The following is a 19,321-nucleotide window of genomic DNA, read 5'->3' as shown; positions in this document are numbered from 1 at the left end:
TGGTCATGGGTGGGCCTTTGATAGGCAGCGAAGCCATCGCTGCAGGGGTATTGACCAAGTCACAATTGGCTACGCGGTTTCGCCGCCTATTTCCGGACGTCTATCTGGAGCGTGACGTCGACGTCACTGCCGAACTACGCGCGAAGGCGGGGTGGCTCTGGACCGGACGTCGAGGTGTGGTCGCCGGGTTCGCCGCGGCAGGGCTGCACGGAAGCAAGTGGGTCGATGATTGGCAGGTAGTGGACTTGGTGCATGACAATCGGCGGGGTCCACCGGGAATTCAGACCCATCGAGACCGCATCGAGGACGACGAGATCGAGCTGGTGGCCGGCATGCCAGTCACTTCGCCGATCAGGACGGCGCTGGACCTGGGTTGTTGGTATCCCGTCGTGTCGGCGGTAGCGGCGATTGACGCACTCGCCAGGGCTACGGAGATCAAAGCCGCCGATGTTGAGTTGCTGGCTCGCAGATACCTGGGGCGCCGTGGCGTTGCTCAAGCACGCCAGGCCGTGGACCTGTTCGATGCCGGGGCCCAGTCGCCCAAGGAGTCGTGGCTGCGCGTCGTATTAATCCAGGCCGGGTTGCCGAAACCGCAAACACAAATGCCGGTGCTCGACGAATTCGGCAATGCGGTCGCATATCTGGACATGGGTTGGGAGAACGTCAAGGTGGCCGTCGAATACGACGGTGAGCAGCACCGCAGCGATCGACGGCAATACACCTGGGATGTGCGGCGGCTGGAGATGGTTGAACGGCTCGGCTGGATCGTCGTGCGGGTAGTCGCAGGGGACCGGCCCGCCGAGATCATTCGCCGTGTGCGTAACGCCTTGACCCGCCGAATGTGCGGCTAGCCGCACATTCGGCATCCAGTGTGCGGCTGGCCGCACACTCGGCGAAGAACGGGCGAAAAGGCTCCTTACGCGGGCACCAGTTCGACGCCGGAGAGCACGACGGCGTTGTCGCGCGAGGGCGCGACAACGCTGGCCAGGAAGCGGCCTTCAGAAGACGTCGAGTCCTTCCAGATGCCGACCTTGAGCGTCTCGCCGGGGAAGGCCACCCCGGCGAAACGCGCGCCGTACGCCCCCACCGCGCCGGCGTCGCCGTCGAGCAGTGCATCGGTGATCGCCTTGCAGGTCATGCCGTAGGTGCACAGCCCGTGCAGGATGGGCTGCGAAAAGCCTGCGGCAGCGGCGAATTCGGGATCGGAGTGCAACGGGTTGCGGTCGCCGCACAGCCGGTAGAGCAGCGCCTGCTGCGGCAGGATCGGCACGTCGACCTCGAGATCGGGAGCACGGTCCGGCGCGCCGTCCGAGGTCGACGGGCCACGCTCGCCGCCGAAGCCGCCCTCGCCGCGGGCGAAGATCGACCGGCGCTGGGTCCACAACAGCGTGCCGTCGGGTGCGGTCACCGTCGTCTCGCTCCAGATGACCGCGGCCTTGCCCTTGTCCCAGATGTCGGTGAACCGCGTGACGGCCTTGGCCGAGCCGGACGGCGGGAGCGGAGCGGGCACCTCGACCCGCTCGCTGGCGTGCAACACCTTGCCCAGTTCGATGTCGATGCCGGGGAACTTCACGGTCGGCGGTTTGGTGGCGTGGAAGGTAGCGGCCACATTGCCGAACGTCGGTAGCACCTGCGGGCTGTCATCGATCAGGTAGCGCAGCTCACGCGGGTCCATTGGATCGGCGCCCGCGCCCAGGCCGAGGTGGTAGAGCTGGACATCGCTGCTGTTCCAGGAGAATTCGATGGGATCCAGCTCAGCGCTCAGCGCAACGCCTACGTCGATGGGCATCTCAGCACTCCTCCGCGATGTGCAACGCCGCCAGGTAGCCGAACGTCATGGCCGGACCGATGGTGCCGCCCGGGCCGGGGTACGTGTGGCCCATTACCGGAGCGCTGACATTGCCCGCGGCATAAAGGCCCTCGATGATACTGCCGTCATCGCGCAGCGCCCGGGCGTGCACGTCAGTGCGGATACCGCCCTTGGTGCCCAGGTCCCCGGGCACCATCTTGGCCGCGTAATACGGCGCGTGACTGATCTCGCCGAGGTTGGGGTTTGGCTTGTTGGTCGGGTCACCGTAGTACTTGTCGTAGGCGCTCTCGCCGCGCTGGAAGTCGGCGTCGATGCCGGAGCGCGCGAATCCGTTGAAACGTTCCACGGTCGCGCTGAATTCGTCTACCGGGAGCCCGGCCTTCTGCGCCAGTTCCGCCAGGGTGTCGGCCTGGATGATGACGCCGGACTCCAACCACTTACGCGGAATGCGCTGTCCGGGTTGCAATCCCGCGAAGATGTAGCGGTCCCGGTACTGCTGGTCGAACACCAGCCAGGCGGGAATGTTCTCGCCGGGTCCCGGTCCTTGACCGTATTCGCCGCCGTACATGTGATGGCACGCTTCGACGTAGGGCATCGATTCATTCATGAACCGCTTGCCCGACATGTTGACGATGATCGACCCCGGCGAGTTGCGCTCGGACAACGCGAACCACGGTGCACCCACCAGCGGAACGGTCGGCCCCCACCAGGCGTCTTCCATGATATCCAGTGCGGCGCCGAGCTTTTCGCCCGCCAGAATTCCGTCGCCGGTGTTGGCCACCGCGCCGACGGTCCACTCGGTGGTGATCGGCGCGCGCTGGTACTTCACCCGCATCTGTTCGTTGTGCTCGAACCCACCCGAGGCCAGGATCACGCCGCGCCGGGCCCGGATCAGCCGGGGCTCACCCGATTCGGCGTCCTCGGCACCACGCACGTAGACACCGCGCACCACACCGTCTTCGACGTAGAGGTCGGTGAGCGCGGTGTTGAGCACCACCGGAACCCCGGCCTGCTGCAACCCGATCCGCAGCGGCCCGATCAGCGCCCGGCCCATGCCGACCAGGTTCTTGCCGGTCGCCTTGGCCCACATGGTGCGGGCACCGACCTTCAGGCTGCGCAGCACGCCGCGGGGGTGGCGCTTCAGCTGGTTCAGCCGCACGTAATCCTGTTGCATCACCACGACGTTCAGCGGAACCTTGCCGTACGCCGGCTCCAGACCCGATTCGTCGGCGCCGAGCTTGCGGGCGTTGAACGGTTTCGGTTCGATCGATCGGCCCTCCGCGCGCCCGCCCGGCGACTCGGGGTAGTAGTCGGAGTACTTCGGCACCCAGCACATCTTCAGCGGTGTGTGCTTCAGCACGAAGGACAGCATTTCGGGTCCGCGCTCGAGGTAGGTGTCGATGCGTTCCGGCTCGACGACGCTGCCGACGATCCCGTGCAGATAGGTGCGGGCGGCCTCGGCGGTATCGCGGACCCCGTCACGCTTGAGCACTTCGTTATTTGGGATCCAAACGCCGCCGCCCGACCGTGCTGTCGAGCCGCCGAAATGCGGGGCCTTCTCGATGACTATGGTGGAAAGACCCCGGTGAGCGGCGGTAAGGGCGGCTACCATCCCGGCTGCGCCGCTCCCGACCACGACGACGTCGTACTCCTGCGCTGACATGTAGAACACGTTATAGAATTGCCCGGGGCGACCGCTACTGGCCCGGTCGACCGTACGAGGAGACTTGGAAAAATGCTCAGTGTTGCAACCCGCGACGAGCTGGCTGCCGACTTGGCGCAAGCCGAGCGGAGCGGAGAGCCGATCGCGCCGCTAACCGCGGCCTACCCGGACATCGACGTCGTCGACGCCTACGAGATTCAGCTGATCAATATCCGCCAGAGAGTCGCGGAGGGTGCCCGGGTGCTGGGCCACAAGGTCGGCCTGTCGTCGTTGGCAATCCAGCAAATGATGGGCGTCGACGAGCCGGACTACGGACATCTGCTCGACGAGATGCAGCTGTTCGAAAACACCCCGGTCAAGGCGAACCGCTATCTGTACCCACGGGTCGAGGTGGAAGTCGGTTTCATCCTGAACGCGGACCTGCCGGGTGCGCGCTGCACCGAGGACGACGTGCTGGCGGCGACCGAGGCGCTGGTGCCGTCCATCGAGTTGATCGATACCCGGATCACCGACTGGAAGATCGGGTTGTGCGACACCATCGCCGACAACGCTTCGTCGGCGGGCTTCGTGCTCGGTGAGGCCCGCGTTTCCCCGAGCGACATCGACATCAAGGGGATCGACGCCGTGTTGCGCTGCAACGATGCGGTCGTCGCCGAAGGCCGCACCGACGCCGTCCTGGGCAACCCGGTCACCGCGGTGGCCTGGCTGGCCCGCAAGGTGGACGGGTTCGGCGTGCGGCTGCGCAAGGGCGACGTGGTGCTGCCCGGATCCTGCACGCGAGCGATCGACGCACACCCCGGCGACAACTTCGTCGCCGACTTCGCGGGCCTCGGTTCGGTGCGATTATCGTTCGAATAGGCTCCAATTAAATCGTTTAACTTAAATCTCGAACGCTTCGAAAAGGGGCATCATGCCGACTAAGGCGACCGTGGCCATTGTCGGGTCGGGGAACATCAGCACTGACCTGCTCTACAAGCTGTTGCGATCGGAGTGGCTGGAACCGCGCTGGATGGTGGGTATCGACCCGGAAAGCGAGGGCTTGGCCCGGGCCCGCAAGCTGGGTTTGGAGACCACCCACGAGGGGGTGGACTGGCTGTTGGCGCAGTCCGAGAAGCCCGATCTGGTGTTCGAGGCGACCAGTGCCTACGTGCACCGCGACGCCGCACCCAAGTACGAGGCCGCCGGGATCCGGGCCATCGATCTGACGCCGGCAGCGGTGGGTCCGGCGGTGATCCCGCCGGCCAACCTGCGCCAGCACCTGGACGCACCCAACGTCAACATGATCACCTGCGGCGGGCAGGCGACCATTCCGATCGTGTATGCGGTGTCGCGTGCGGTCGCCGACCTCGGTGGCGTGCCGTATGCCGAAATCGTCGCCTCGGTCGCCTCGCTGTCGGCCGGGCCGGGCACCCGGGCCAACATCGACGAGTTCACCAAGACGACCAGCAGGGGTGTGGAGACCATCGGCGGCGCCAAGCGCGGCAAGGCGATCATCATCCTCAACCCGGCCGACCCGCCGATGATCATGCGCGACACGATCTTTTGCGCCATCCCCGAGGACGCCGATCGGGATGCGATCGCCAAGTCGATCCACGACGTGGTGGCCGAGGTCCAGACGTACGTGCCGGGCTACCGGCTGCTCAACGAGCCCCAGTTCGACGACCCGTCGATCAATTCCGGGGGCCAGGCGCTGGTCACCACGTTCGTTGAGGTCGAGGGCGCCGGCGATTACCTGCCGCCCTATGCGGGCAACCTGGACATCATGACCGCCGCGGCGACCAAGGTCGGCGAGGAGATCGCCAAGGAGTCCTTGAGCGCGACGGCCGGAGGAGCGCAATCATGAGCACGCGCGCCGTCGACGATGCAGAGCGAAGCGATGAGGAGGAGCGGCGCCATGACCGGTGAGATTTTCTTCAACCCGATCTGGGACGTCCGGATGACCGACACGTCGTTGCGGGACGGCTCGCACCACAAGCGTCACCAGTTCACGGCCGACGAAGTGCAAGCGATCGTGGCCGCCCTGGACGCCGCGGGCGTGCCCGTCATCGAGGTCACCCACGGCGACGGCCTGGGTGGGTCGAGCTTCAACTACGGGTTCTCCAAGACCCCCGAGCAGGAGCTGATCAAGCTCGCCGCCGAGACCGCCAAAGAGGCCAAGATCGCCTTTTTGATGCTGCCCGGCGTGGGCACCAAAGAAGACATCAAAGAGGCCCAGAACAACGGCGGGTCGATCTGCCGGATCGCCACCCACTGCACCGAGGCCGACGTGTCGATCCAGCACTTCGGGTTGGCCCGCGAACTGGGCCTGGAAACCGTCGGGTTCCTGATGATGAGCCACACCATCGCGCCCGAGAAACTGGCCGCCCAGGCCCGCATCATGGCCGACGCCGGCTGCCAGTGCGTCTACGTGGTCGACTCGGCCGGAGCGCTGGTCCTCGAAGGCGTGCGCGACCGGGTCGCCGCGCTGGTCGACGAACTCGGCGACGACGCCCAGGTCGGTTTCCACGGCCACGAGAACCTCGGGCTGGGCGTGGCCAACAGCGTTGAGGCCGTCCGCGCGGGCGCCAAGCAGATCGACGGTTCCTGTCGCCGGTTTGGAGCCGGGGCGGGTAACGCGCCCGTGGAGGCGCTGATCGGGGTGTTCGACAAGATCGGCGTCAAGACCGGGATCGACTTCTTCGACATCGCCGACGCCGCCGAAGAGGTGGTCGCCCCAGCCATGCCCGCCGAGTGCCTGCTCGACCGCAACGCGCTGATCATGGGCTACTCCGGCGTCTATTCGAGCTTCCTCAAGCACGCCATCCGGCAGGGTGAGCGCTACGGCGTCCCACCGCATGAGCTGTTGCACCGCGCCGGCCAGCGCAAACTCATCGGCGGTCAGGAGGACCAACTGATCGACATCGCGCTGGAAATCAAGCGCGAACGAGAAAGCGGCGCCGCGGCTACTACATAGCCTGCGGTTTTGGCGGCACGCCACACAGGTCCCGCATAGCGATCGCGAGTACGCTGAGGTGGCATGAGCACGACATCGAAGAAAGTCGGCCTGCTCGCCGGGGGGCTGCTAACCGCTACCGCTGCGACCATGATCGCGCTGCCAGTGGCTAATGCCCAACCGTGCAATCAGGACGTGGGTTCATCCATCAACTCGTACCTGGAGCGGCATCCCGACCTCCACCAGCAACTGCAGGCCAAGTCGCAGGCAGAGGGCGGCAACGGCAACGTCATCGACTACCTCAATCGGCATCCCGACGTCCGCCAGCACCTGATCGACCTTTCCCACGCGTGCCCTCCCTAGTGAGTCGGCCTCGTCCTTGAACGCCGCGGACGACGCGCGGGAATGTTCGCCATTGACGAAAAAGTAGAACACGTTCTAGCGTCTATGCGTGTTCTCTGATCCCCTCACCGCCGCGATCGCAGAGGCCGAGCAGTTGGTGGCCGATGCACCGTTCATCGAGACAGACGCCGACCTGCTCGAAGGGTTGCAGTATCTCGCCGGCTGTATCTCGGGCTGCATCCATCTAGCCGTGGACTACGACCGAGACCATCCCTTCCTGCAGTCGGGCACCGGGCCGTTCACCAAGATGGGCCTAGACAATCCCGACACCCTCTATTTCGGCACCCGGGTGCACGCCGATCACGACTACGTGGTCACCGGCCGGCGCGGCACCACCACCGACCTGAGTTTCCAGCTACTCGGCGGGGAGTACACCGACGACTTCGTGCCCGTCAGTCAGGCCGCTTTCGACGACCGCGAGCTCGAGATCGCCCCCGACGGCAGCTTCGAGTGGCGGGTGCGCCCGACGAGTCCGGGGCAACTGGTGATCCGCGAGGTGTACGGCGACTGGTCGGCGCAGCGCGGCACGCTGGCCATCTCCCGGCTCGACACCGCGGGCACCGCGCCGCCGCCGTTGACCCGCGAGCTCATCGAAAAGCGTTACGCCACAGCTGGAAAGCAGCTTGTCCAGCGGGTGAAGACCTGGCTGCAATTCCCGCAATGGTTTTATCTCGACCTGCCGGTTAACACCATGGTGCCGCCGAGACTGACTCCGGGCGGCCTGGCCACTCAATACTCGTCGGTCGGGCACTTCGACCTGCGGCCGGACCAGGCGATGGTGATCACCATTCCGGTCACCGACGCGCCCTACCTTGGTTTCCAACTGGGCAGCCTCTGGTACATCTCGCTGGACTACATCAACCACCAGACCTCCCTGAACAACACTCAGGCGCAAGCGGATCCGGACGGCAAGGTGCGCATCGTCGTCGCCGAGCAGAACCCGGGGGTGACGAACTGGGCCGAGACGGTCGGCCACCGGCGCGGCTTCCTACAGTTCCGCTGGCAGCGGGTGTCACGTCAGCTCACCGACGCAGACGGTCCGACCGTCGAGGTGGTCGACATCGACAAGGTTCCGGCCGCGTTGCCGTACTTCGAGCACAACAAGATTTCAGAGGACGACTGGCGCGCCCGAATTGCGCTGCGTCACCAACAGATTCAGGCGAGGATGCTGGGATGACGAAGTTGCTCGACGGCAAGGTAGTGGTGATCAGCGGCGTCGGCCCGGGTCTGGGCACGACGCTGGCGCACCGATGCACGCGAGAGGGCGCCGACCTGGTGCTGGCGGCCCGCACGGTCGAACGCCTGGACGACGTCGCCAAGCAGATCGCCGACCTCGGAGGCCGTGCGACAACGGTGCGCACCGACATCACCGAGGACGACCAGGTGAGCAACCTGGTCGATGCCACCCTTGAGGCCTACGGCAAGGTCGACGTGCTGATCAACAACGCGTTCCGGGTGCCGTCGCTGAAACCGTTCTCGGGTACCAGCTTCCAGCATATCCGCGACGCCATCGAACTCAGCGCGCTCGGCGCACTGCGGCTCATCCAGGGGTTCACGCCGGCGCTGGCCGAGTCGAAGGGCTCGATCGTCAATGTCAACTCCATGGTGCTGCGGCACTCGCAGGCGAAGTACGGTGCCTACAAGATGGCCAAGTCCGCGCTGCTGTCCATGTCGCACTCCCTGGCCACAGAGCTTGGCGAGCAGGGGATCCGGGTCAATTCCGTTGCACCCGGCTATATCTGGGGCGAGACACTGCAGGGCTACTTCAACCACCAGGCCGGCAAGTACGGCACCACCGCCGAGCAGATCTACGAGGCCACCGCGGCCGGCTCCGACCTGAAGCGGCTGCCGACCGAGGACGAGGTGGCCTCGGCGATCCTGTTCATGGCCAGCGACCTGTCCAGCGGCATCACCGGGCAGACCCTGGACGTCAATTGCGGGGAGTACCACACCTAATGCCGGCGCTGACGATGCAGAGCGAAGCGATGAGGAGGCGGCGCGACGATGAGTGAGCGCACCGATGTCGGCACCGTTGACGACCTGAAGGCGTCGGCCAGCAAGATGATCGGGCTGAACGATTTCGGTAGCAACGACGACAACTACCTCGAGGCGCTGGAAGTGCTGCTGGACTCCTACCGACGCGACGCCGACTTGACGCCGTTGGGCAGCAAGATGAATCGGTTCTTCCTGCGCGGTGCGCTGGTGGCGCGACTGCTGTCCGAGGCCGCCTGGAAGCAGTACCCGCAGTACGCCGACGTCGCCATCGAACGCCCCATCTTCGTCACCGGTCTGGTGCGCACCGGCACCACTGCCTTGCACCGGCTTCTTGGCGCCGATCCCGCGCACCAGGGCCTGCATCTGTGGTTGGCCGAATTTCCGCAGCCACGCCCGCCGCGTGAAACCTGGGAATCCAACCCGTTTTACAGCCAACTGAACGAGCAGTTCAACAAGCACCATGCCGAAAACCCCGACTACACGGGTCTGCATTTCATGGCCGCATACGAGCTGGAGGAGTGCTGGCAGCTGCTGCGGCAGTCGCTGCATTCGGCGTCCTACGAAACCCTGGCGCACCTGCCCACCTACTCGCAGTGGCTGTCCCGGCAGGACTGGACGCCGTCGTATCAGCGGCACCGCCGCAACCTCCAGCTGATCGGCCTCAACGACGCCGACAAGCGGTGGGTGCTCAAGAATCCCAGCCACCTGTTCGCGCTGGACGCATTGATGGCGACCTATCCCGACGCGTTGGTGATTCAGACTCATCGTCCCGTCGAAACGATCATGGCCTCGATGTGCTCGCTGGCGCAGCACACCGCCGAGGGATGGTCGACGTCGTTCACCGGTGCCCAAATCGGCGCTGACGCAATGGAAACCTGGTCGCGGGGGCTGGAGCGGTTCAACACCGCGCGGGCCAAATACAGCCCCTCCCAGTTCTACGACGTCGACTACAAAGAATTGATCGCCGACCCGATGGGCACGGTCGCCGACATCTACCGGCACTTCGGCTTGACGTTGACCGAAGAGGCCAAGGCGGCGATGGAGAAGACGCACGCCGACAGCCAGTCCGGAGCGCGAGCGCCGAAGCACACCTATTCGCTGGCCGACTACGGCCTCAGCACTGAGACGGTCAAGGAGCGATTCGCCGGGCTGTGACCCGTCGCGAGACTGCAACTGGAGACACATTTCCCGAGTGTCGCCGTTGGTAGTTGCAGTCTCGCGGAGTCAGTCCTCGTCCGGGTCGTCGTCGGCGTCGAGGTAGCCCTCGGCGACCGCATGCTCAATGCTGTCAGCCAATTTGGGACACGACCGGGTGCGCGCGGTGTTGCCGCCGGACTCGCGTATCTCGGTGAAGTGCGCACAGCGCTGCCAGGCCTCGGTGTTCCATTGCACCGCGGTGTGCCCCGGCCCGAGCCTGCGGACGGTGACCCGCACGTGGCAGAACCGGCAGTCCACCGGCAACAGACCCGAGTTGAGGTACCGCTCGCGGTCGGCGCGACTGGACTCGGCAACGGCCGCGGCGCGCTGCGGGTCATCGGCGAAATCTCTTGATTTCGACGCTAAACCGGAACGCGCACCGCCCTTGCGTTCCGGGCGGGCCGGATGCTGCTCATCGTGATCATGATGATCGCCGTGCAGCAACAACATCGACCGCGCAAGCTGATCGACGTCAGGTACCGCCGGCTGATCGTCGCCCATGATTTTTAGTGTTGCTTGGCCGGCACGTCGTCGGGAACCGCCTCGTCCGCGTCGGGGTCCTTGGCGGCCTTCAGGTTTTCCTCGACCTCGGCATTCCAGTACTCGTTGGCGCGGGTGGTGTCCACCTCGATCTCGAAGCGCTCCACCATTTCCGGCTCGATGTCGGCGACGTCGACGTAGAACTGCTGATACCAACGGCGCAACTGGTAGACCGCACCGTCCTCTTCGACCAGCAGCGGGTTGTCGATGCGGGTCTTGTGCTTCCAGATCTCGACGTCCTGCAGGAAGCCCTTGCTGACGCCCTCGGTGAACACCTTCGAAAGCTTGTCGGTCATCTTTTCGTCCATGCCCTTGGGCTTTTCGACGATGACGCCCCACTGCAGCACGAAGGAGTTCTGGGTCACCGGGTAGTGGCAGTTGATCAGGATCGACTCGGCTTTATAGCCGCCATAGCTGTTGTGCAGCCAGTTGATCATGAACGACGGCCCGAAGTAGGACGCCTCGGAATCCAGATGCGCCTCACCGTAGGACGTGCCCAGATCATTGACGTCGGGCCGGCCCACGTTGTGCAGGTACTGCGACGCGATGTGACCCTCGAAGACGTTCTTGAAGTACGTCGGCAACCCGAAATGGATGTAGAAGAAGTGCGCCATGTCGGTGACGTTGTCGATGATGTCGCGGCAGTTGGACCCCTCGATGAGGATGCGGTTCCACCGCCACTCCGTCCACTCGTCGCTGTGCGACTCCGGGATGTCGGGAATGCGCACGGCGGGGTCCGGCGGGTTGTTTTCGTGGTCGTGCCAGACGAACAGCAGGCCGCCGCGCACGTCCGTCGTCCACGACCGGGTGCGGGCCGTCTTGGGGGTGCGCTTGGCGTAGGGGACCAGCTTGCAGCGGCCGTCACCGCCCCAGCGCCAGTCGTGGAACGGGCAGGCGACCTCGTCGCCCTTGATGGTGCCCTCCGACAGGTCGCCGCCCATGTGGCGGCAGTAGCCGTCGAGGACCTTCAGGTCGCCCTGCGAGTCGGCAAAAACCACCAGCTTGGTGCCGAAAGCCTCGATCGCATGCGGCTTGCCGTCCTGGAAGTCCTTTGCGACGCCCAGGCAGTGCCAACCGCGGGCGTACCTGGTCGGCAATGCGCCGGGATCGATTTCCCGGATGCCGACCGCCTTGGTGTCGGTACTCACCCTGTCACCTCCAACTCACTACGCCTCTAACTAGAACACGTTACAGTTTTGCGACGGGGGCGCGCAACGAAGGCGAGCCTGGCCGGGGCACCGGGCGATGCATGCGGGAGCGGGGTATATCTAAACGATGCCGCTGTTTGCGTTCGAGGGCCGCGCGCCACGGGTCGATCCCACCGCTTTTGTGGCCCCGACGGCCACCCTGATCGGCGAGGTCGTGGTTGAGGCCGGGGCGTCGGTCTGGTTCAACGCCGTATTGCGCGGCGACTACGGGCCCGTCGTGGTGCGCGAGGGCGCCAATGTCCAGGACGGATCGGTGTTGCACGCGCCGCCCGGTATCCCGGTCGACATCGGTCCGGGCGCGACGGTCGCGCATCTGTGCGTCATTCACGGGGTCCACGTCGGGCCCGAGGCGCTGATCGCGAACCACGCCACGGTTCTGGACGGCGCCGTGATCGGCGCGCGCAGCCTGGTCGCCGCGCACTCACTGGTGACGGCCGGTACCCAGATTCCGGCCGGGATGCTGGCGGTCGGCGCGCCCGCTCAAATCCGGGGCCCGGTCGCCGGGACCGGCGCCGAGATGTGGGTCAAGGCCAATCCGCAGGCCTACCGCGACCTCGCCCAACGGCATCTGGCCGGGCTGGAACCGCTTTAGATCTTGCGCGTGTTGGCCGCCGCGCGCTCCATCTCCCAATAAGCGCGCAGGGCCACCATCTTGCCCTCGGCGTCGACTTTGTACGTGAACACGCCTTCGGCGGTCGTCTGGTACTCACCCGTCGTGATGAGAATGTGCCCGACGTTGGCTTCCTCGTTGCCGCACTGGTAGGTGTCGCGGAAGAAGAACTCGATCTTCGTGGTGGGGGCAATCGCCTTGTCCCAGAAGGCCGAGATCGCGTCGCGGCCGCGGTGCCCGACGCCCTCGGGGTCGAACACCGACGGCCCGATCGGGTCTTCGACGATGGCGTCGTCGGCGAACACCGCCAGCCAGGCGTCCTTGTCCCGGGCCGCCACCGCCTCGCGGGAGCGGCGGCCGGCTTCGTGCGCGGGATGCTCAGTCACGCATCTACCTTCTGGGCCGCGGGCTTGTCGGCGCCCACCACCCACATCGAGTAGTACTGCGAGCCGCCGCCGTAGGCGTGCCCCAAGGCCTTTCGCGCATTCGGCACCTGGTGGTCGCCGCCCTTGCCCATCACCTGGATGGCCGCTTCGGCAAAGCGGATCAGGCCCGAGGCGCCGATCGGGTTCGACGACAGCACGCCGCCCGACGGGTTCACCGGCAACCGGCCGCCGATCTTGGTCTCGCCGGCTTCGGTGAGTTTCCAGCCTTCGCCCTCGGCGGCAAACCCGAGGTTTTCCAACCACATCGGCTCGAACCAGGAGAACGGCACGTAGATTTCCGCGGCGTCGATCTCGTCGATGGGGCTTTCGATGCCGGCGGCCTTCCATAGCGCCGCGGCCGCGTCGCGGCCGGCCTGCGGGCTGACCTGGTCGCGACCGGCGAACTGCAGCGGCTCGGTGCGCAACGCCGTGGCATGGATCCAGGCGACCGGATGTCCTTGCGCCAAGCGGGCTTCCGCGGCTTCCTCATTGCCGATCACGACGGCGGCGGCACCGTCGGAGGAGGGGCAGGTCTCGTCGTACCGGATCGGATCCCACAGCATCGGGGATTCCATCACCTTCTCGACGGTGATGTCCGGCTGATGCAGATGCGCCAACGGATTACGGGCGCCGTTGAGCCGGTCCTTGACCGCCACCATGGCGCCGATGTTCAACGGTGCCCCCGAGCGGCGGATGTACGACCGCACGTGCGGCGCGAAGTACCCGCCCGCGCCGGCGCCGACCGGCTTGATGAAGGGGATCGGAATCGACAACGCCCACATGGCGTTTGACTCGGATTGTTTCTCCCAGGCCATCGCGAGCACCCGCCGGTACTTGCCCGACTGCACCAGGCTGGCGGCCACCACCGCGGTGGATCCGCCGACCGAACCCGCTGTGTGCACCCGGATCATCGGCTTGCCGGTGGCGCCCATGGCGTCGGCCATGAACAGCTCGGGCATCATGACGCCCTCGAAGAAGTCCGGTGCCTTGCCGACGACGACGGCGTCGATGTCGTCGAAGGTGGACCCGGAGTCTTCCAGAGCGCGGTCGATCGCCTCGCGCACCAGGCCGTTCATCGAAACGTCTTTGCGCTTGGCGACGTACTTCGTCTGCCCGGTACCTAGTACCGCAGCAACGTTCGGCCCTGCACCGGCCATCAGTTCTTTCCTTCCATCACCGCGACCAGGTTCTGTTGTAGCGCAGGCCCGCTGGTGGCGTGCGCCAGCACCCGCTCAGCCGAGCCGTTCCAGATGTGTTGTGCCGCAAAGCCGATGCGTTCGAGGCCGGCGACGAACATGGGGTTGGCCGCCAGCGCGCCGCCGGACGGGTTGACCTTGGTCGGGCCCGGTATCCGGATGGCTTCCTCGATGATCAGGTGCTGGTGGGTGAACGGGGCGCAGATCTCGGCCACGTCGAGGTTGTCGGTCCTGCCGCCCGTGGCCACGTGGGCCGCGGCCTTGGTCGACGGGGACTCGGTGAGGTCGCGCGCGCCCAGTGACGGGGTTTCGATGCGATGTTCGATTCCGGTTATCCAGGCGGGGTTTTCGCGCAGTTCGCGTGCCCGGTCACCGGCCGCGAGCACGATCGCCGCGGCGCCGTCGGTGATCGGAGCGATGTCGTGACGGCGTAGCGGTTCGGCGAAGAACGGCCGCTCGAGGAGTTCGGCGACGGTGATCGACCCCTCCACGTTGTCCACCCGGCGCGCGTTGGCGAAGGAGTCGAAGGCCACGCGCGCCATCTGCTCCTCGTTCCACTTGCCGCTGTCGAGCCCGAGGCGCGCCTGCAGCCCGGCCATGGAGATCGAATCCGGCCACAAGGGCGCGACGGTGTACGGGTCGGTCTGCCGCGTCAGGATCTGGCGCAGAATGCCGGCCGAGGACTTGCCGAAGCCGTACACCAGCGCGGTGTCGACCTCGCCGGTGAGGATTTTGATGTAGGCCTCGTAAAGTGCCCAGGCCGCGTCCATCTCGACGTGCGATTCGTTGATCGGCGGGACGGCACCGATCGAGTCGATCGCCGAGATGAACGAAAATGCCCGTCCGGCAAGGTAATCGGATGACCCGGAACACCAGAAGCCGATGTCGGTCCTGCTGATGCCCAGCTCCGCGTACAGCTCGGCGAAGCACGGGATCAACATCTCGACACCGTTGGTGGTGCCGTCGGTGCGGCGGACATGCGGCGCGTGGGCAAAGCCGACCACCGCAACGTTGCGAGCGCTCATGTGCAGGTAAGCCCTTTACAGGTGGTGCTTGTAGGTGTCGTACTCGGCGTCGGGTTCCCCGGTCGGCCGGAAGTACTCGATGTTGTCGATGCCAAATCCCCACTCCTCGCGGGGTTTCCACACCGCCTCGACGCGCATGCCCATCCGTACTTCGTGGGCGTCGATGTCGGCGACCAGGTGCAGGAAGGGGATGTCGGCTCCGTCGAGCAGAACGTAGGCCGCCACATAGGGCGGTTTGATTCGCTGACCCTGGAACGGGATGTTGATGATCGCGAACGTCGTGACGGTGCCCTTGTCCGGCAACTCGACGAACTCGGTCGTCGGCTGGCCGGTGGCCGGGTCGGCGCCGTGCGGGGGGAAGTAGACCTTGCCGCTCTCGCCCGTGCGCGCGCCCAGCAGCTTGCCCTGCGCGATGGCGCGCAGGTAGGCGCTCTCCTCGTGGGAGGCGGTGTGCTGAATGGTCAGCGAGATCGGGGTGACGATCATGGTCACCGGTTCTTTGTCGCCGTCCGGTTCCTCCGTCACGGCTTCGGCTGGCTCTTCTTCGTCGCCCGGCTTGAAATACGCGATGTCGGTGATGGCGCCCACCGGCTCGTCGACCCAGTGCACGTGCACCCGGGCGCCGGTCTTGATGGCCTTGGGCTCGCCCGCGTCCACGGCGTGGATCATCGGGGTGTCGGCGCCGTCGAGCTTGATCAGCGCCCACGCGAACGGCCGGTCCAGTGGCTGGCCCTCGATGGGGTCGGGCTGCCACGTCCACGAGACCACGGTGCCGACACTGGACACCGGTACCATCTCGCCCAGCGGCTCATAGGTGACCGGGTCATACTCCGCCGGCGGAACGTGCACCCGGCCATCCGATCCGCGCACACCCAGGATGTGGCGGTCACGCAGTGCGGTGAAGAACTTGCTCAGCGTGGGGCCGACTGAACGGGTGTAGTCGAAGGACAACGTCAGTGGCGCGGAGAGCGGTGGCTCAGGGTGATCCATCAGGGGCGGGCTACTCGAGCTGGCTGTCACGCCATCGAGTAGAACAGGTTCTAAGAACGGATTCAACATCGGGTCGGCCGGAAGGGTTGAGTGACTATGAAGCTGGGATTGCAGCTGGGGTATTGGGGCGCTCAGCCGCCGCAGAACCACGGCGAGCTCGTCGCCGCGGCCGAGGAGGCCGGGTACGACGCCGTCTTCACCGCCGAGGCGTGGGGATCGGATGCCTACACACCGCTGGCGTGGTTGGGTTCGTCGACGTCGCGGGTGCGGCTGGGTACCTCGGTGGTCCAGCTGTCCGCCCGCACCCCGACGGCCTGCGCGATGGCGGCCCTGACGCTCGACCACCTGTCCGGCGGCAGGCACGTCCTCGGCCTCGGCGTCTCCGGCCCGCAGGTGGTCGAGGGCTGGTACGGCCAGTCGTTCCCCAAGCCGCTGGCCCGCACCCGCGAATACATCGACATCATCCGCCAGGTGTGGGCGCGCGAGGCGCCGGTGACCAGCGACGGCCCGCACTATCCGCTGCCGCGCACCGGAGAGGGCACCACGGGCCTGGGCAAGCCGCTCAAGCCCATCACCCATCCGCTGCGGGCCGACATCCCGATCATGCTGGGCGCCGAGGGGCCGAAAAACGTCGCGCTGGCCGCCGAGATCTGCGACGGCTGGCTGCCGATCTTCTACACGCCGCGGATGGCCGACACCTACAACGAGTGGTTGGACGAGGGCTTCGCCCGCCCGGGCGCACGCCGTAGCCGCGAGGACTTCGAGATCTGCGCGACGGCCAACATCGTCATCACCGAGGATCGCAGCGCCGCGTTCGCGGCCATGAAGCCCTACATCGCGCTCTACATGGGCGGGATGGGCGCCGAGGACACCAACTTCCACGCCGACGTGTACCGCCGGATGGGTTACGCCGAAGTGGTGGACGACGTGACCAAGCTGTTCCGCAGCAACCAGAAGGACAAGGCCGCGGAAATCATCCCCGACGAGGTGATCGACGACGCGGCGATCGTCGGCGACATGGACTACGTGCGTAAGCAGATCAAGGCCTGGGAGGCCGCCGGAGTGACCATGATGGTGGTGTCCGGCCGCAGTACGGAGCAGGTCCGCGAGCTGGCGACCCTGATCTGACACCCGCGCACAACAAACTAGAACGCGTTCTAGTTTTCTTGCCAGGGGTCTAGAACGCGTTCTAGATTGTCCGGATGACCCGCCCGACGACGATGCGGAGCGCGCGGCGCGAGAAGGAGCAGCCGGGCACTCGACACCGGCCCGGCCGGTCAGCCGAGCGGGTGGGCGTCGCCGAAGGTCATCTCGACGTGGCCGACAGATCCAGAGACCATCGCGCGCTTCGGCAGGCCCAGCGACGCGAGCTCCTTGGCGTAGGCGTGATCGCCCAGTCGCAACGTCGCCCCGCCGGGCTGACCGCGCAGCCCGCGCACCCGCATCTCCCAGGGCACTTCCCGGGTGGTGCCGTCGGCAAAGGTGTAGGTCTTCAGAACCTGCGGCCGGGACGTGAACATCGAGGGCACCGGCAACCCGCGGGCGAAGTCGATGCCGGCGATGTGCGCGCCGTCCGCGCTGACGTCGAATCCGAACCGGCCGTGCTCGCGAACGGTGAACTCCGCCATGATCTTCGGGAATCCCCAGATCGACCGTCCGGCCTCCAGGGTGAAGCTCTGGTCGACGGGCAGATGATGGATGAACGCGGCCGCATCACCGAGTGCCCGCCAGCCGCGCGCCGTCGAGCCGGGCGGGTTGACCATGACGCAGGTGCCGAATTCGTTGTACTGCCCCAAATCGCCGTCGATATAGCGCGCCAGCATCAGGTTCACCACCGCCCGGCCGGGGCGGTGCCGGCAGACTTGCAGGCCGCTGTAGTCGATAAGGCGTTGTGCGGCTTGCGCATCCACCGAAAACATCGCGGTGTGCACATCGGCTTTTCGTATCCGCACCGGCATGGTGAGGACTGTCCCCGCAACTACGTGTTGTGACTCAGGCATGCCGGTTACTGTAATCCGTTCGTCAACATATGGAGGCTGTAGATGACTTCGACCATCCCGGAAGCAATCTCGAACATCGACCTGACCGACGGCAACTTCTACGCCGACCGTCACACGTCGCGCGAGGCCTACCGCTGGATGCGGGCCAACCAGCCGGTGTTTCGTGATCGCAATGGATTGGCCGGTGCCACCACCTATCAAGCCATCCTCGACGCCGAGCGCAACCCGGAACTGTTCTCCAGCACGGGCGGCATCCGTCCCGATCAGCCCGGCATGCCCTACATGATCGACATGGACGATCCGGCACACCTGGTGCGGCGCAAGCTGGTCAACGCCGGCTTCACCCGCAAGCGGGTGAAGGAGAAGGAGCCGTCCATCGCCAAGCTGTGCGACACCCTGATCGACGCGGTGTGTGAGCGCGGCGAGTGTGACTTCGTCCGCGACATCGCCGCCCCGCTGCCGATGGCCGTGATCGGCGACATGCTGGGCGTGCTGCCCTCCGAACGCGGCATGCTGCTGAAGTGGTCCGACGACCTGGTGTGCGGGCTGAGCTCGCACATCGACCCGGAATCGGAGGTCGCCCAGAGCGTGATGAACGCTTTCGCCGCCTACACCGCGTTCACCATGGACATCATCGCCAAGCGGCGCGCCGAGCCCAACGACGACCTGTTCTCCATCCTGGTGAACGCCGAGGTGGAGGGCCAGCGGATGTCGGACGACGAGATCGTCATGGAGACGCTGCTCATCCTCATCGGCGGCGACGAAACCACGAGGCACACGCTCAGCGGCGGTACCGAGCAGCTGGTGCGCCACCGTGACCAGTGGGACGCCCTGGTGCGCGACCCCTCGTTGCTGCCGGGCGCCATCGAGGAGATGCTGCGCTGGACCTCGCCGGTGAAGAACATGTGCCGAATCTTGACGGCCGACAACGAATTCCACGGCACCTCGCTGCGTGAGGGCGAGAAGATCATGCTGCTGTTCGAGTCGGGCAACTTCGACGAGTCGGTGTTCGATGAGCCGGACACGTTCGACATCCGACGTAACCCCAACAGCCACATGGCTTTCGGCTTCGGGACGCATTTCTGCCTGGGGAACCAGCTCGCCCGGCTGGAGCTGTCGATGATGACCGAGCGGGTGCTCAAGCGGCTGCCGGATCTCCGGCTGGCCGAGGATGACTCGACCCTGCCGTTGCGGCCGGCGAACTTCGTCAGCGGCCTGGAGGCGATGCCGGTGGTGTTCACCCCGAGCGCACCGCTGCTCGGCTGATTCGTGCGCCCGGGCGCGAGCGTTGCGCCGAGCGTTCGCGAGCGTAAGCCCACTGCGGAAAA

The 19,321-nt window shown here is 65.9% G+C and carries 20 protein-coding genes; 11 read left to right on the top strand and 9 right to left on the bottom strand.

From position 1 onward, the window contains the following. Window positions 1-5 precede the first annotated feature (5 nt). Window positions 6-851: a hypothetical protein gene (locus A5688_RS17695; RefSeq protein ID WP_067907893.1), complete on the top strand. Its 846-nt coding sequence runs from the start codon at window positions 6-8 to the stop codon at window positions 849-851. Window positions 852-916: 65 nt separating this feature from the next. On the opposite strand, the gene A5688_RS17690 is transcribed toward A5688_RS17695, so the two are convergent. Together A5688_RS17690 and kstD are read right to left on the bottom strand one after the other, a co-directional pair. Then, window positions 917-1,789, bottom strand: coding sequence for a MaoC family dehydratase (locus tag A5688_RS17690; protein ID WP_067907896.1), 873 nt, complete (start codon window positions 1,787-1,789; stop codon window positions 917-919). 1 nt (window position 1,790) lies between these two features. Continuing rightward, complete coding sequence (gene kstD / locus A5688_RS17685; RefSeq protein WP_067832892.1) at window positions 1,791-3,473, bottom strand: 3-oxosteroid 1-dehydrogenase; 1,683 nt, start codon at window positions 3,471-3,473, stop codon at window positions 1,791-1,793. A 72-nt stretch (window positions 3,474-3,545) separates the two neighbouring features. Between kstD and A5688_RS17680 the strand changes: the two genes are divergently transcribed. From A5688_RS17680 to A5688_RS17650, 7 genes are all read left to right on the top strand, one after another. Continuing rightward, window positions 3,546-4,331: a 2-keto-4-pentenoate hydratase gene (locus A5688_RS17680; RefSeq protein ID WP_067907899.1), complete on the top strand. Its 786-nt coding sequence runs from the start codon at window positions 3,546-3,548 to the stop codon at window positions 4,329-4,331. 52 nt (window positions 4,332-4,383) lie between these two features. After that, on the top strand, window positions 4,384-5,316 hold the full coding sequence (locus A5688_RS17675) for an acetaldehyde dehydrogenase (acetylating) (RefSeq protein ID WP_065028549.1): 933 nt from the start codon (window positions 4,384-4,386) through the stop codon (window positions 5,314-5,316). A gap of 51 nt (window positions 5,317-5,367) precedes the next feature. Further along, on the top strand, window positions 5,368-6,426 hold the full coding sequence (gene dmpG, locus A5688_RS17670; protein WP_067907902.1) for a 4-hydroxy-2-oxovalerate aldolase: 1,059 nt from the start codon (window positions 5,368-5,370) through the stop codon (window positions 6,424-6,426). Between the two features lie 63 nt (window positions 6,427-6,489). Continuing rightward, window positions 6,490-6,768: a hypothetical protein gene (locus A5688_RS17665; protein ID WP_067832810.1), complete on the top strand. Its 279-nt coding sequence runs from the start codon at window positions 6,490-6,492 to the stop codon at window positions 6,766-6,768. Between the two features lie 88 nt (window positions 6,769-6,856). Then, window positions 6,857-7,984, top strand: coding sequence for a hypothetical protein (locus A5688_RS17660; protein WP_067832815.1), 1,128 nt, complete (start codon window positions 6,857-6,859; stop codon window positions 7,982-7,984). Next, window positions 7,981-8,763 carry an SDR family oxidoreductase gene (locus A5688_RS17655; protein WP_067832819.1) on the top strand — a complete coding sequence of 261 codons (783 nt, stop codon included), beginning with the start codon at window positions 7,981-7,983 and terminating at the stop codon, window positions 8,761-8,763. Before A5688_RS17660 ends, A5688_RS17655 begins: the two co-directional genes overlap by 4 nt. A 48-nt stretch (window positions 8,764-8,811) precedes the next feature. Continuing rightward, window positions 8,812-9,957 (top strand): sulfotransferase family protein, encoded by a 1,146-nt coding sequence (locus A5688_RS17650; protein WP_067832822.1) that lies wholly within the window; start codon window positions 8,812-8,814, stop codon window positions 9,955-9,957. 69 nt (window positions 9,958-10,026) lie between these two features. Here the strand turns inward: A5688_RS17650 and A5688_RS17645 are convergent, their stop codons facing one another. Beyond that, the gene (locus A5688_RS17645) at window positions 10,027-10,500 is read right to left on the bottom strand and encodes a hypothetical protein (RefSeq protein WP_067832825.1); all 474 of its coding nucleotides are present in this window, start codon (window positions 10,498-10,500) and stop codon (window positions 10,027-10,029) included. Between the two features lie 5 nt (window positions 10,501-10,505). Next, on the bottom strand, window positions 10,506-11,687 hold the full coding sequence (locus tag A5688_RS17640) for a Rieske 2Fe-2S domain-containing protein (protein WP_067832828.1): 1,182 nt from the start codon (window positions 11,685-11,687) through the stop codon (window positions 10,506-10,508). A 127-nt stretch (window positions 11,688-11,814) separates the two neighbouring features. On the opposite strand from A5688_RS17640, the gene A5688_RS17635 reads away from it, so the two are divergent. After that, window positions 11,815-12,339, top strand: coding sequence for a gamma carbonic anhydrase family protein (locus A5688_RS17635; protein ID WP_067907905.1), 525 nt, complete (start codon window positions 11,815-11,817; stop codon window positions 12,337-12,339). Here A5688_RS17635 and A5688_RS17630 read toward each other — a convergent pair. Genes A5688_RS17630 through A5688_RS17615 form a run of 4 tightly spaced genes read right to left on the bottom strand, consistent with a single transcriptional unit; the run spans window position 12,336 to window position 16,023 of the window. After that, window positions 12,336-12,743 (bottom strand): nuclear transport factor 2 family protein, encoded by a 408-nt coding sequence (locus A5688_RS17630; protein ID WP_067832834.1) that lies wholly within the window; start codon window positions 12,741-12,743, stop codon window positions 12,336-12,338. The two genes, A5688_RS17635 and A5688_RS17630, sit on opposite strands and share 4 nt — an antisense overlap. Continuing rightward, window positions 12,740-13,939: a thiolase domain-containing protein gene (locus A5688_RS17625; RefSeq protein ID WP_067832837.1), complete on the bottom strand. Its 1,200-nt coding sequence runs from the start codon at window positions 13,937-13,939 to the stop codon at window positions 12,740-12,742. The genes A5688_RS17630 and A5688_RS17625 overlap by 4 nt, the downstream gene beginning before the upstream one ends. After that, the gene (locus A5688_RS17620) at window positions 13,939-15,003 is read right to left on the bottom strand and encodes a thiolase domain-containing protein (protein WP_067832840.1); all 1,065 of its coding nucleotides are present in this window, start codon (window positions 15,001-15,003) and stop codon (window positions 13,939-13,941) included. The genes A5688_RS17625 and A5688_RS17620 overlap by 1 nt, the downstream gene beginning before the upstream one ends. 15 nt (window positions 15,004-15,018) lie before the next feature. Then, entirely contained in the window at window positions 15,019-16,023 is a 1,005-nt protein-coding gene (locus A5688_RS17615; RefSeq protein WP_207546690.1) for a Zn-ribbon domain-containing OB-fold protein, read from the bottom strand. Between the two features lie 66 nt (window positions 16,024-16,089). Here A5688_RS17615 and A5688_RS17610 point away from each other — a divergent pair, with 66 nt between their 5' ends. Beyond that, window positions 16,090-17,121, top strand: a complete 1,032-nt coding sequence (locus A5688_RS17610; protein WP_067832846.1) for an LLM class F420-dependent oxidoreductase — start codon at window positions 16,090-16,092, stop codon at window positions 17,119-17,121. A gap of 149 nt (window positions 17,122-17,270) precedes the next feature. Here the strand turns inward: A5688_RS17610 and A5688_RS17605 are convergent, their stop codons facing one another. Then, a complete protein-coding gene (locus tag A5688_RS17605; RefSeq protein WP_067907908.1) occupies window positions 17,271-17,993 on the bottom strand; it encodes an acetoacetate decarboxylase family protein in 723 nt (240 codons plus the stop codon). 42 nt (window positions 17,994-18,035) lie between these two features. Between A5688_RS17605 and A5688_RS17600 the strand changes: the two genes are divergently transcribed. Next, window positions 18,036-19,259, top strand: coding sequence for a cytochrome P450 (locus A5688_RS17600; protein WP_067907911.1), 1,224 nt, complete (start codon window positions 18,036-18,038; stop codon window positions 19,257-19,259). Window positions 19,260-19,321 lie beyond the last annotated feature (62 nt).

This window comes from Mycobacterium mantenii, assembly GCF_001667865.1.
Taxonomy (GTDB): domain Bacteria; phylum Actinomycetota; class Actinomycetes; order Mycobacteriales; family Mycobacteriaceae; genus Mycobacterium; species Mycobacterium mantenii_A.
The sequence above is the reverse complement of the archived record's forward strand: the minus strand, read 5'-3'. Positions and strand labels throughout refer to the sequence as shown.